We start from the raw sequence: 13,179 nt of genomic DNA, 5'->3' as shown, positions 1-13,179 counted from the left end.
GACGGCACCCGCCACCACCCGGCGGGGCTCAGCTCCCACAGGGGCCGGGCACCGTCACCACCTTTTCCACACTGTTCACCCCTATTTCATCGTGAAAGACGAGGTAGAAATGTCCGCACTGTTTAGGACCGAAGCCGACGTCATGGTCGCGACCGCCGGTCGCGTCGATGACACCAACAACCAGGTGCAGGGCGAGCTCAGCCGCCTCCGCGGCGTCGTCGACGGCGTCCGCGGCGCCTGGACCGGCGACGCCCAGGCCAGCTTCGACAGCCTCATGGTCCGCTGGAACACCAACGCCCGCAACCTGCAGGAGGCGCTCCAGGCGATCTCCGACAACATCCGCTCCAACGCCCGCAGCTTCGAGGACGTTGAGGCCAGCAACACCACCGCCTTCAACACCGTCGGCGGCGGCCTCGCCCTCTAGCGGGACGTCAAGCCCCCACCGCGCGCCGTGTGCGCGCCGGGCTGCGGCACACACCTCCGCCGCGCCCGGCAGCACACAGCCGCCGGTGCCCACCCGGGAGCAGGCGCGGGTCGAAGCCCGACGTCTGCGCCCTTCCACCCCTGTGTCACACGTGTAAGGAGACATTCCTCATGAACAGCGCCATCAAGTACCAGTTCGGTGCGATCACCGCCGCCTCCGGCGACATCCAGCAGACCTCCGGCCGCATCAACGGGCTCCTCGACGAGCTCAAGGCCCAGATCAAGCCCATGGTCGCCACCTGGGAAGGTGACTCCGCGTCCGCCTACCAGGCCGCCCAGCTGAAGTGGGACAACGCCGCCGCCGAGCTCAACAACATCCTCGCCACCATCGCCAACACGGTGCAGGAGGGTAACGACCGGATGAGCGACATCAACCGCCGCGCCGCCGGCACCTGGGCCAACTAACCCCAGGGGCGTGAGCTGACCGTGAGCTACCCATCCGTCCGCGCCCCGCCTGCCAGCCTCGCAGACGCGTGGGGCGAACACCCCACCAGTCGCTCGGCGCGGTGGGTGCCCTCCGGGCCCGGCAGGCCACCCACACTCGCGCCCACACTCCGAGCACACCTCATGAACCGTGATGATGCGTGCCCGGGGTCGGTGGAGGCGATCGATGACACCAGCACACACAGCACGCAGACGACAGTCTGACTGCAGGTGCCGGATGCCACGGCGCGCCCGCCTCCACCTCTGCGGCAGGTGCTGCAGCACCGCGACCGCCGGCACCACAATCCCCACCGCTGCCACGGCATCGACAACGCCCCCAGCGTCGGCCGCCGTCGCACCAGTGGGGAGGTGCACCCGGTCACCGTAGTATTCCTCCCACTGTTTTCTTCTGCACCTCGCGTGCCGGGGTCGGGATCGCAGGCCCGACACCAGTCCTTGTTTCCTACTTTCCTTCACCCACCACACACCCGGCACGCTCAACCGCCCGGGCGCCTGACGCCTCGGCGGTGCGGCAGACCCCGCGTGCGCGAAATCCCACGCCGCGCGCGGGGGCTTCCGCATGCCCACACAGCCCTTGGGTGAAAGTGCGGACTAGCGCACGCTGGGCGCGTGGGGTAGTCTTTAACGTTTGTGCGTGGAGTGCGCTCGTTCGACGACGTGCACAGCAGGGTTGCCTGCGGGTCTCCACCGGCCGCCGCAGCACCAAAAATCCCTTCCACCAGCACATCTGGCTGGCAGTCTTTAGACAGACTTATAAGGAGTCAATTTGTCTACTTACCACCCGAAGAGCGGTGACGTGACCCGTAAGTGGTACGTCATCGACGCCACCGACGTGGTTCTGGGTCGTCTTGCCGTGCAGGCCGCAAACCTGCTCCGCGGCAAGGGCAAGCCCCAGTTCGCCCCCAACGTTGACTGCGGTGACTACGTCATCATCATCAACGCTGACAAGGTTGCAATTTCCTCCAACAAGCGTGACCGCGAGTTCCGCTACCGCCACTCCGGCTACCCGGGTGGTCTGAAGACCATGACCCTGGGTCGTTCCATGGAGCTGCACCCCGAGCGCGTTGTCTTCGAAGCAATCGAGGGCATGATGCCGCACAACAAGCTGACCCGCGCTTCCGTCAAGAAGCTGCGCGTGTTCGCAGGCTCTGAGCACCCGTACGCTGCTCAGAAGCCCGAGACCTACGAGATCAAGCAGGTGGCCCAGTGACCGAGAACATGAACGACAACGCCGTTGCCGAGGCTGCAGACATCGCTGCTGCTGCCGCTGCCGCCGAAGAGTTCACCAACACCATCGGCGATGCCGTGGCTGTTGCTGAAGAGGTCGAGACCGCTGCTCCGGTCATGCCGCTGGAAGGCCCGATCCAGACCGTTGGTCGCCGTAAGCGCGCCATCGTCCGCGTCCGCATGGTGGAGGGCTCCGGCCAGTTCATCTGCAACGGCCGCACCCTGGAAGAGTACTTCCCGAACAAGCTGCACCAGCAGCTGATCAAGGCTCCGCTGGTCCTCATCGACCGCGAGAACCAGTTCGACATCCACGCGAACCTCACCGGTGGCGGCCCCACCGGCCAGGCTGGCGCATTCCGCCTCGCGATCGCCCGTGCACTGAACCTGTACAACCCGGCTGATCGCGCCGCCCTGAAGAAGGCCGGCTTCCTCACCCGTGACGCTCGTGCCGTGGAGCGCAAGAAGGCTGGTCTGCACAAGGCCCGTCGCGCCCCGCAGTACTCCAAGCGCTAAGCGGTACTGCCAGGCCTGGGGCACCCAGGCCACCGACCACCCCCGTGTCGCACACTCTGTGTGGCACCGGGGTGGTTTTTTATACCCATCATCTGCAGGCCCGCCCCACCGGCATCGGCTGCACATGTGACGTATCGCCCGTGTGGAGCAACCCACATTCCCCGCCATGCGCGCGGGCGCGGGTGTTTCCTATGGCACGAGGCCATCTTGGACGCGTGTCGGGACGAACAATGGTGCCCGCGCTCGTGCTGGTGATGGCCTTGTTGGGCATCAGTTGTAGGTGACTTGTGCCCCCGGGGCGACTACCATCCCTAAAGGCTCATCAGCCACCGCAGCGATTCCCGCGCACCACCGTGCCGGGGCACACGCCGTGCGATGTGGCTGGTGATTGTTTTGTGTTTTCTCTTGTTCTGAAGTCTTTTTCTCCCGCCCGCGCACAGGGTGCCGCCGGGGCGGGATCGTCGAACTGTTCTCTCCAGAACTCTAAGTAGGTGTCTTTCGGTGTCTTTCCGCGCGCGCAGGTCCCGTCCCTCTGAACCGACCCCAGGGGTCGACGTCCGGACGGGCACAGCGTCGACGGCAGGACAGTCGGTAGGCGAACGTGTGGAGAGCACCGCCGAGAAGGTGCTCTCCGTCGACAAGCCCCTCAGTGAGGCGGACGCCCAGGCGACGAAGTACAGCCGCATTCGCCGCGTGCCGGCCCTCGACGGGCTGCGCGGCATCGCTGTGAGCGCGGTGGTGCTGTACCACTTCTTCGCTCCGCTGCTGCCCGGCGGGTACCTCGGCGTGGACATGTTCTTCGTCCTCTCCGGCTTCCTCATCACCTCACTGCTCATCCGTGAGCGTGCTGCCACGGGTCGCATTGATCTCAAGAAGTTCTGGGTGCGCCGTGCCCGCCGCATCCTGCCGGCGGCCGTCAGCGTGCTCGTCATCATGACGGTTGTTACCGGTATCGTCGGCGGCGATCCCGCAGTCGGGTTGCCGACCCAGTTCTTCGGCACCTTGTTCTTCGTGAACAACTGGACGCAGATCGCTGGCTCTCAGTCCTACTTCGCCGATAGTGGCGTGCAGGTCTTCGCCCACTATTGGTCCCTGGCGGTGGAGGAACAGTTTTACGTGTTCTTCCCGCTGCTGTTTGTGCTGTTGACGCGGAAGAAGATCGGATGGTCGCTTCCCGCCGCGTGCCTGGCTGGTGCTGCCGCCTCGGCGGCGTGGATGGCGTTCCTCTACGACCCGGCGACGGACCCCACCCGCGTTTACTACGGCACCGACACCCACGCCTTCGGTCTCCTCATCGGTGCGGCGACCGCGCTGCTGCTGACCACCCCGGTCGCGAAGGCTGCAGACTCGTGGCCACTCAAGCGGAACCCTTGCGCGGACCAGATGCTGCGCAACCTGGGCGGCATCATCACCCTCGTGGGGTTGGGCGTGCTCATGTACGTGCTGCCGGACACCGCACCGGCCACCTACCGCGGTGGCCTTGTGGGGGCGTCGCTGTGCACCGCAGTCCTCGTGGCCTGCGTCGTCGCGGGCCGCAGCTGGCTCGCGCAGATCGTCTCCATTGTTCCGCTGCGGTGGTTGGGTGAGCGATCCTTCTCCCTGTACCTGTGGCACTGGCCGATCGTGGTGCTGCTGCGCCACCTGCTGCCCGGCTGGCAGTACTGGGAGATCGGGCTCATCGCGATGCTGATCAGCCTGCCGGTGTCCGCGTGGAGCTACCTGGCGATTGAGGAACCCATCCGCCGCGGGGGCTATAAAGGCACCATGGTGAAGTTCCTCGACCATGTCACTGCCGACGGCTCTACTGCGGGGCGCGCGTTTGCCCGCCTCTGCGTGGTCGGCCTGTTGGTGCTGGGAGCGATCGTGGCACTGGCTACCGCGCCGACGCAGTCCGCACTGGAAAAGGACCTTGCCGAATATAAGAAGCTCGCGCAGCAGCAGACCCCGCCGCCCGCACCCACGAGTGAGGCGCCGAAGGGCCCGCAGCGCACCATGCCGGCAGGCTCCAACATCATCGCCATCGGTGACTCGGTGATGCTCGCATCCTCCCCGGCGCTCATGGAGAAGTTCCCCGGCATCTACGTCGACGGTGAAGTCAGCCGCGCGCTGGTGTCCATTCCGCCGGTGCTGGAAGACTACGCCGCCCAGGGCGCGCTGCGGGACGTGGTGTTCCTCGGCTTCGGCACGAACTCCAACATCCAGGGCGAGACGATGGACACCGTCATGGAGATCCTCGGCCCGGACCGCACTGTCATCATCACCAACCCCTACGGCGACCGTTGGTGGATCCCCGAGTCCCGTGCAGCCATCGCCGCAGCACTGGATCGTTACGACAACCTTTACGTCGCCGACTGGTGTGGCAGTGCCATGAGCAACCACGCGCTGCTCCGCCCGGACATGATTCACCCCACCGAAGACGGTGCGGTTGTCTACGCCGAGGACTTCGCCGCAGCCCTGCAGCAGTGGGTCGACGACGATCGCCTCACCCCGCAGGAGTGCGGGCTGTAAACCGACGAGCGGAAGAGAGTTCAGCCCCGGCCGCAGCACCCCTGGTGCGTGTGCGCTCGGGGTTTACTCATGCCCGCCGGTGGGCGTGCGCGTTCTACCGATGTGGGGGACACGGCACCTTATGCATACGGGAATGCTGGGCCTGCCGGGGCATAATGGGGCACATGACTCGACTCTTTGGTACCGATGGTGTTCGCGGACGTGCGAACCAAGTAATCACTGCGCCTTTGGCGCTGCGGCTGGGCGCCGCCGCAGCCCACGTGTTGACGAGTGAGAACCGCACCTCCAAGCGGCGCCCCGTCGCCATCATTGGGCGCGACCCGCGTGTCTCCGGCGAGATGCTCGCCGCCGCGATGGCCGCCGGCATGGCCAGCCAGGGAGTCGACGTGCTGCGCGTGGGCGTCCTGCCCACCCCCGCCGTGGCCTACCTGACCGATGACTACGGTGCCGACATGGGCGTGATGATCTCCGCCTCCCACAACCCCATGCCCGACAACGGCATCAAGTTCTTCGCCGCCGGCGGCAAGAAGCTCGCCGACGTGGTGGAGGATGAGATCGAAGCCGCCATGGAGAAGCTCCCCGAGACCGGCCCCACCGGGCACGGCGTCGGCCGCGTCCTCGAGGAAGCCCCGGACGCGAAGGAACGCTACCTGGTGCACCTGACCCAGGCTGTGCGTCAGGACCTCACCGGCATCAAGGTGGTCGTTGACTGCGCCAACGGTGCCGCCAGCGAGGTCGCACCCCTGGCCTATGAGGCTGCGGGCGCTGAGGTCATCGCGATCCACAACACCCCAAACTCCTACAACATCAACGACGAGTGCGGCTCCACCCACATGGAGGACATCATGGCCGCCGTCGTGGAGCACGGCGCCGACCTGGGTATCGCCCACGACGGTGACGCTGACCGCTGCCTCTGCGTCGATGCGGAAGGCAACCTCGTCGATGGTGACGAGATCATGGCCATCCTCGCCATCGCCATGGAGGAAGCCGGCAAGCTCACCGAATCCACCCTCGTCGCCACCGTCATGAGCAACCTGGGTCTGAAGCTCTCCCTCAAGGAGGCGGGCATCACCACCCTGGCCACCCAGGTGGGCGACCGCTACGTGCTGGAGGAACTCGCCCGCGGCGGCTACGCCCTCGGCGGCGAACAGTCCGGCCACGTCGTCATGAGCGACTTCGGTACCACCGGCGACGGTGTGCTCACCGGCCTGTCCATCATGGCCCGCATGGCGGAAACCAAGCTGTCGCTGCGCAGCCTCGCGAACGCGATGCAGCGCCTCCCGCAGCACCTGATCAACGTGCCGGTGAAGGACAAGCGCATCATCCTCGACGATCTCAACGTGCAGAAGGCGATGCAGGACGTCGTCAATGAGCTCGGCGACCAGGGCCGCGTGCTGCTGCGCCCCTCGGGCACCGAGGAACTCTTCCGCGTCATGGTGGAAGCCCCCACCGATCAGCAGGCGCGCGACATCACCCACCGTCTGGCGCAGGTGGTCGCTGCCGTCGAGCCGCAGGACTAAACCTCCGCACGATTCTCTTCGCTTCCCCCGTGTCCTTCGGGGGAGTGCTCGCACCCGCCGGGTTCCCACGATTGTGGTGGCTCGGCGGGTGTCGTCGTCAACGGGGTGTGGTGGCTCAGCCGGGGCGGGGCCGCGCACTGCCGCGGGTAGTGATTGCTGACACAGTGTTGGTGGGAAAGTGCAGGTAGGGCGGGGGAGGGGTGACTGGTTCGGTTTTTTCCACGGTGCCGGGGGCACCATTTTTCACCCCACTCGTATCTAGGCAGAGCAGAGGGAGATACTCCACCCCACCACCTTCCGCAGGTGCCGACCGCAGGTCTCTGTGTGCAGTGGGTGCGCCCGCACAGCGCATCGACACTCGGCACGTGACTGGAGCAATGTCGGGTGGACGTCTCCCTGGGCATGACTCGCGAGGGTTGATGCACGGCACCCCGCCGATGCCCACCACCGTGGACCCACACCACGCACGGACTCCTGCAGCCTGGCCGCCACCGCGGCGGCTGGGTGTTGCAGAGGAGTCGCGTTGTGGGGCTGCTTGTGATGACCGACGACGAGAAGGGGAGAAACCATCACCATGGGACTCCAAGAACTGTTTCTCGACTCCCAGGAGACGAGAGCCACGCTGGACTCCGCGCTACAAACACTGCGGAACCTGGCGTCGGCAACCCGCGCGCCCGCAGCGGTCGATGCGGATTCCATGGGGCAGGCGTTTTCCAACCACGCCCACGAGATCAACCAGATCATGGCGGAGCTGCACCAGCGGCACGCCACCGCCATCGCCCACACCGAAGCCGCACTGATCTCCGCCGGGCACACCGTGGAGGAGATCGATGCCGCCGACGAAGCCCACAGCCAGGCGCATGACCGCACCGCGGTCCCGAGCGTCGCCCATACGCATGTCCGCGGTATGGGAACGACGGGAGAGACCCGATGAGCGCCCGTGGTGCCATCAGCACGCCGATCGACGCCCTCGCGCAGGAGGCAGTCAACTTCGCCTTCGACAGCATGGGCTTCTACACCCCGGATACCCAGGGTCTGCAGCGGGCGCGCAACGACTACCTCAACACCCATGGCATGGACATGGGGCAGCTGCGGGGCGCGAGTAGCGCCTTCGCGGGCCGCAAAGGCAGGGGCTCGAAGATGCGCAGCCCGATGTCGTTGTTGACGGATCTCCTCATTGGGGTGGCGGCCGGCGGCATCAGCGATTCGCTCGGCAAACTCTTCGACGATCAGGAACGCTGCGCCACCGACGGGGAAAAGTTCAAAGAGAACGCTGATCACTGCGCCAGCATCATCGAAGAAATCGTGGCCGGCGCGGACGCTCTCATCGATGGGGCAATGAACTCGATCCAGGTCCTGTTGGCCCCCGTGCGTACCCTCCTGCGCTTGCTCAACCCGGTGCTTGAGGCGCCACTGTTTAAACAGGTTGCGTCCATCGGCGGGCAGATCATCGACGCCATCCAAAATCTCGTCCTGGAGATCTGTAGTCTTCGCGACTCGGCCGTCGAAGGCTGCCTCATCGCCCTGAAGGAGATGGGGCGTGCCCTCCTGCGCTTGCCCCTGCGGCCGCTGCCGATGGCCTTGCTGCCGATCGCCGCTGAAATCCTCAGCCGTGTCTTCGGAATCGGTGAGTGCACTCCGGATGACGGTGACAAGAACAAGCCTGACATCGGTGAGTGCGTGGCCGAAGAGGAGGACCCGCCGAAGGGGCCGGAAGACGGGGGCAAGTCGAAGAATCCGGAAGACGGGGACAAGTCGAAGAACCCGCCTGAGGACTGCACGCCTCCAAAGGAGCAGCAGCCTCCCCGGGAAGGGCCGGAGGAGACCACTCCTCCCGGTCAGGGCACTCCTGAGGACACCGGCCCGGCCACGCCGCCTGCCGACTGTCCGACCCCTGACACCTCGTCCCCGGGCGGGGGCAGTTCGGGCGGCGGAAACTCTGGCGGTGGCGGCACCACGGTGACCGCACCGGGTGGCCAGTCCACCCAGCAGCAGGGCGTTCAGCCCCCGCAGCAGACGGCACCCCAGCAGCCGGCCACCCAGCCGGCGAACCCGGTGACCCCGCCGCAGGAGAATCCCCAGAAGCCCGCGGTCGAAGACACAGTGTGCGCTCCGGAGCAAACGTCGAAGGCGGCGGAGCACGCTGCGAAGGAAGCGGCTGTCCGCTCCTGTGAAAACACTGCCGCGAAGAACGTTGCAGCCGTGCAGGAATCGGCGCGGGCGAGCAAGGATACGGATTCGTGTCCGCAGCAGACCGTCACTGAGACCGCATCGTCTGAGGCATGCCCGCCGACGAAGGAAGCCACGATCGGGGCAGACTGCGAGGACGTCGTCGCCACGAGCGACAAGACTGACTCCGCAGACTCCACCCCCGGTGACGCTGCAGATTCTGCCGGAAAGGATGCTGAGGCCACGGGCTCTACCGAGCCCAAGGGTGACAGCACTACCGACACTGACACTGCCACCGATGAGGATGAGCTCGTTGTGGTGGACGGCGGCCCGAAGACAATCGTGGACAAGATCTTCGATGCGATTGACACCATCGATTGGGGTGCCGTGGGGCGCGGCGTTCTCGGCGTGGTGGGTGTGGGTGCTGCGATTGCTGGCATCGGTGCCTTGGTTCGCGCAGCCATTGACAACGGGATACTTGATGGGCTGAATCTGCCTTTCCTGCCCCCGCACGGTGAGGCACCCGCTCCCGCACCGGCCCCTGAGCCGGTTGCGGCACCTGCTCCGCAGGCTGCCTCGGCTCCCGCGCAGACCGCAGCTCCTGCGCCCGCGCCGGCACCTGTGCCTGCACCGGCCGCAACTCCGGCTGCCGCGCCTGCGGCACCGGCGCCCGCTCCTGCGCCGGAACCCGCACCTGCTCCGGCGCCGCCGGCAGCTGAGTGCGTGCCCGGTCAGCCGGCACCCCCACCGTCCGTGAAAGGAATCCCCCGAAAGGCAGGCAGCTGGTGAGCACGACCCAAAGCTTTGACGACTACCTCGAGGGCTTCCGTGCCCGCGCATTGGAGCGCATGGAAGCGTTCGAAAAGATCGTGGAGAAAGCACACGCAGACACCGTCCAGATCGCCAAGCAAACCCAGTCGAATCGCACGAAAAACGGCGACACTGCGGCAACAGCCACGGGTCCCGCGGCCACAGTAGGGCGGCAGCCTCACATGAATGGCCGGAACAACACCCACCGCAGCACTCCCGCAGCGCAGCGTCGCCTCGTCAACAAAGGCTGGTAATCCGCCCCAAGAAAAGCCGCCGCACCGAGCACATCGTGTGCGTGGTGCGGCGGCTGTGGCGGGGGAGAACCCGCGTGGCTATGCGGTTGGTGACGACTTAGTCATCGCTGCGGTAGCGGGTGGCCTTCTCGTGGAGTTCTTCGCCCCAGTAGGACGTCACATGCTTGGCGGAGGCCTCCGGGTCAGCGAAGTCGCGGTACTTGCGCTCACCAGCGAGAGTGGCGAGCAGGAAGCCAGTGAGCAGGCCACGTGCGGTGTCGATGGCACCGTACTGCGGCAGACCCAGGCCGAGTGCGAGCTTCGGAGCGATGGCCTCGGAGAAGCCCACCTGGGTGGACTTGTCGATCTCGCGGTAGCAGACCTCACCCTTCCACGCTTCAGCCAGTGCGGCCGGGTTGCCGGCCTCCAGCAGGCTGTCTTCGCCAGCGCCCAGGATCAGACCCGGGATGTTCACCACGCGGGCAGCATCCTCCGCAGAGGGAGACGTGGCGGCGGGGTAGAGGGCTGCACAGGCCTTGACCTGGCTGCGGCCTGCAGCGGTCAGCACAGCGGCACCGCCGCCCATGCCGTGGCCCACGACACCCAGCTTGCCGGGGGACACGGTGGCCTTGCCCTCGCCCAGCTTCACGCCAGTGAGAACCTGCAGCGCGCTGGTCAGGTCGCGGGCAAAACCAGCGTGATTCGGGGTCAGGCCCGTTTCCGTATTCGGGGCGGCGACCACGATGCCCCAGCTCGCCAGGTGGCGCAGGGTGCCGTGGTAGCTGTCGACCTTCGTCATCCAGTCGTGGCCGAAGGCGACGGCCGGCAAGGCGTTGCCCTCGGCAGGGGTGTAGATCTTGCCGGGCAGCCCCGCGTAGTCCATATCGCCAACGAGGACGCGGTGCGGGCCTCGCTTGCTGAGGCGGGAGAGGTTCTTCTTCAAATCACTAGCCACGGTTAAAAACAATAGTTGATGCCCCCAGCAGGTGCGCTGAATCCCCCAAGTGGTCAGACGTTTCGGTGGTGGTCGCGGATGTGCTGACACGCACGAACCGTGCTGTCGGCGGTGGTGCGACAAAACCCCGCAGAGTGAACTAGGCTGGCCGCTATGTGTGGAATCGTAGGATATGTCGGCCAGCGCCCTGGCCTGAACGTCGCTGTTGAAGCTCTGCGACGAATGGAATACCGCGGCTATGACTCTTCTGGTGTCGCTGTCGCGGACGGTAAGGGCCACATCAATGTGGTGAAGAAGGAAGGCAAACTCGCCAACCTGGATGCTCTGATCGAGCAGGTCGGAGCTGACTCTCTGGCAGGTACGACCGCTATCGGTCATACCCGCTGGGCCACCCACGGTCGCCCCACCGACGCGAACGCACACCCGCACTACTCCTTCGATAAGAAGGTGGCGATTGTGCACAACGGCATCATTGAGAACTTTGCGCCCCTGCGCGAGGAGCTCGAGGCTGCTGGCGTGAAGATGCTCTCCGAGACGGACTCTGAGGTCGCCGCCCACATGCTGGCGATGGCGTACAACGAGGGCGAGACCGCAGGCGACTTTGAGGCCTCCGCCCTGGCGGTGCTCAACCGCCTGGAGGGTGCGTTCACGCTGCTGTTCCTGCACGCAGATCACCCCGACACCATCATCGCGGCTCGTCGCTCCACCCCGCTGATTGTCGGTGTGGGCGAAGGCGAGATGTTCCTCGGTTCTGACGTTGCCGCGTTCATTGAGTTCACCAAGAACGCTGTTGAACTCAACCAGGACAACGTCGTCATCATCACCAAGGATGACTACCGCATCATGAACTTCGACGGCTCCGCCGCCGAGGGCAAGCCCTTCGTCATCGACTGGGATCTCGCTGCCGCTGAGAAGGGTGGCTACGACTCCTTCATGCTCAAGGAGATTCACGAGCAGCCGGACGCTGTGCGTGACACCCTGGCCGGCCACTTCGTTGATGGTCGTGTTGTCCTCGACGAGCAGAACCTCACCGAGCAGGACCTGAAGAGCATCGACAAGGTCTTCGTCGTCGCCTGTGGTTCCGCGTACCACTCCGGCTTGCTGGCCAAGTACGCCATCGAGCACTGGGTGCGTATCCCCGTCGAGATTGAGGTCGCATCCGAGTTCCGTTACCGCGATCCGGTGCTGGACTCCCGCACCCTGGTCATGGCGATCTCCCAGTCCGGCGAGACCGCCGACACCCTGGAGGCTGTGCGCCACGCGAAGGCGCAGGGCGCGAAGGTGCTGGCCGTGTGCAACACCAACGGTGCGCAGATTCCGCGCGAGTCTGACGCGGTGCTCTACACCCACGCTGGTCCCGAGATCGGTGTGGCGTCCACGAAGGCGTTCCTGGCGCAGGTCGCTGCGAACTACATTGTGGGCCTGGCTCTCGCACAGGCGAAGGGCACGAAGTACCCGGATGAGATCGCTGATATCTGGGCTGACCTGTCCGCGATCCCCGCGAAGGTGCAGGAGCTGCTCGAGCAGGACGAGGTGGTTCTGGACATCGCCCGTGAGCTCGGCGCGATCCCGACCATGCTGTTCCTGGGTCGTGGCGTGGGCTTCCCGGTCGCCCTCGAGGGTGCCCTGAAGCTCAAGGAGCTGGCGTACATTCACGCTGAAGGCTTCCCCGCTGGCGAGCTGAAGCACGGCCCCATCGCCCTCATCGAGGACGACCTGCCGGTCGTCGTCGTGGTGCCCTCCCCGCGTGGTGTGAAGGTGCTGCACTCCAAGATCGTCTCCAACATTCAGGAGATTCGTGCCCGTGGTGCGAAGACCATCGTCATCGCCGAAGAAGGCGACACTGCGGTGGAGCCCTTCGCGAACTGGCTGATCCGTATCCCGGAGTCGTCGACCATCATGCAGCCGCTGCTGGCGACTGTTCCGCTGCAGTTCCTTGCTGCGGAGATCGCCCGCCAGTGCGGCAACGAGGACATCGACAAGCCGCGTAACCTCGCGAAGTCTGTGACCGTCGAGTAACTCCCTCGCGGCACACGCCGAGTGTGAAAGACCGCCGTCCTTGCCTGCGCCGAATGTGCAGGTGAGACGGCGGTCTCTTCCTTTTTTCTGCGTGCTTCTGGTGGCTCCGGCGGCGGTGGCGTGGTCGTATACTTTGACTCGGTACACACCTATTACTCCGACGTCTGACCAATCGTGTGTGGTGTGGGGTCGTCCATGTCTCCCACGTACGTCCGCGTGTGCCCCGATCTGCCTGCCTGACCACCCAAAGGACACCTTTGACCGTGTTGTCTTCACGAGTTCGCATCTCTGGCCTTCT

General features: G+C 65.6%; 11 protein-coding genes. 10 read left to right on the top strand and 1 reads right to left on the bottom strand.

Features of this window, described 5'->3' with window-relative positions:
- Positions 1 to 109: 109 nt before the first annotated feature.
- The 9 genes from C1Y63_RS05225 (at position 110) to C1Y63_RS05185 (ending at position 9,928) form a co-directional block, all read left to right on the top strand.
- A complete protein-coding gene (locus tag C1Y63_RS05225) occupies positions 110 to 424 on the top strand; it encodes a WXG100 family type VII secretion target (RefSeq protein ID WP_106015418.1) in 315 nt (104 codons plus the stop codon).
- A 170-nt stretch (positions 425 to 594) separates the two neighbouring features.
- A complete protein-coding gene (locus C1Y63_RS05220) occupies positions 595 to 888 on the top strand; it encodes a WXG100 family type VII secretion target (protein WP_106015417.1) in 294 nt (97 codons plus the stop codon).
- Between the two features lie 805 nt (positions 889 to 1,693).
- On the top strand, positions 1,694 to 2,137 hold the full coding sequence (gene rplM, locus C1Y63_RS05215; RefSeq protein WP_106015416.1) for a 50S ribosomal protein L13: 444 nt from the start codon (positions 1,694 to 1,696) through the stop codon (positions 2,135 to 2,137).
- Between the two features lie 8 nt (positions 2,138 to 2,145).
- Positions 2,146 to 2,667, top strand: coding sequence for a 30S ribosomal protein S9 (gene rpsI / locus C1Y63_RS05210; RefSeq protein ID WP_106015484.1), 522 nt, complete (start codon positions 2,146 to 2,148; stop codon positions 2,665 to 2,667).
- 603 nt (positions 2,668 to 3,270) lie between these two features.
- The gene (locus C1Y63_RS05205) at positions 3,271 to 5,175 is read left to right on the top strand and encodes an acyltransferase family protein (RefSeq protein ID WP_233195588.1); all 1,905 of its coding nucleotides are present in this window, start codon (positions 3,271 to 3,273) and stop codon (positions 5,173 to 5,175) included.
- Positions 5,176 to 5,339: 164 nt separating this feature from the next.
- A complete protein-coding gene (glmM, locus tag C1Y63_RS05200) occupies positions 5,340 to 6,695 on the top strand; it encodes a phosphoglucosamine mutase (RefSeq protein ID WP_106015415.1) in 1,356 nt (451 codons plus the stop codon).
- Positions 6,696 to 7,269: 574 nt separating this feature from the next.
- Positions 7,270 to 7,629 carry a hypothetical protein gene (locus tag C1Y63_RS05195; RefSeq protein WP_106015414.1) on the top strand — a complete coding sequence of 120 codons (360 nt, stop codon included), beginning with the start codon at positions 7,270 to 7,272 and terminating at the stop codon, positions 7,627 to 7,629.
- Entirely contained in the window at positions 7,626 to 9,653 is a 2,028-nt protein-coding gene (locus C1Y63_RS13220; protein ID WP_199189063.1) for a hypothetical protein, read from the top strand. The genes C1Y63_RS05195 and C1Y63_RS13220 overlap by 4 nt, the downstream gene beginning before the upstream one ends.
- Positions 9,650 to 9,928 carry a hypothetical protein gene (locus C1Y63_RS05185; RefSeq protein WP_106015413.1) on the top strand — a complete coding sequence of 93 codons (279 nt, stop codon included), beginning with the start codon at positions 9,650 to 9,652 and terminating at the stop codon, positions 9,926 to 9,928. Before C1Y63_RS13220 ends, C1Y63_RS05185 begins: the two co-directional genes overlap by 4 nt.
- 97 nt (positions 9,929 to 10,025) lie before the next feature.
- Here the strand turns inward: C1Y63_RS05185 and C1Y63_RS05180 are convergent, their stop codons facing one another.
- Positions 10,026 to 10,862, bottom strand: coding sequence for a dienelactone hydrolase family protein (locus C1Y63_RS05180; protein ID WP_106015412.1), 837 nt, complete (start codon positions 10,860 to 10,862; stop codon positions 10,026 to 10,028).
- A gap of 153 nt (positions 10,863 to 11,015) precedes the next feature.
- On the opposite strand from C1Y63_RS05180, the gene glmS reads away from it, so the two are divergent.
- Positions 11,016 to 12,881 (top strand): glutamine--fructose-6-phosphate transaminase (isomerizing), encoded by a 1,866-nt coding sequence (gene glmS, locus C1Y63_RS05175; RefSeq protein ID WP_106015411.1) that lies wholly within the window; start codon positions 11,016 to 11,018, stop codon positions 12,879 to 12,881.
- The last annotated feature ends 298 nt before the right edge of the window (positions 12,882 to 13,179 follow it).

The organism is Corynebacterium sp. 13CS0277, from assembly GCF_002994655.1.
In the GTDB taxonomy this organism is placed as follows: Bacteria; Actinomycetota; Actinomycetes; order Mycobacteriales; family Mycobacteriaceae; genus Corynebacterium.
This window is presented reverse-complemented; position numbering and strand designations above follow the sequence as displayed.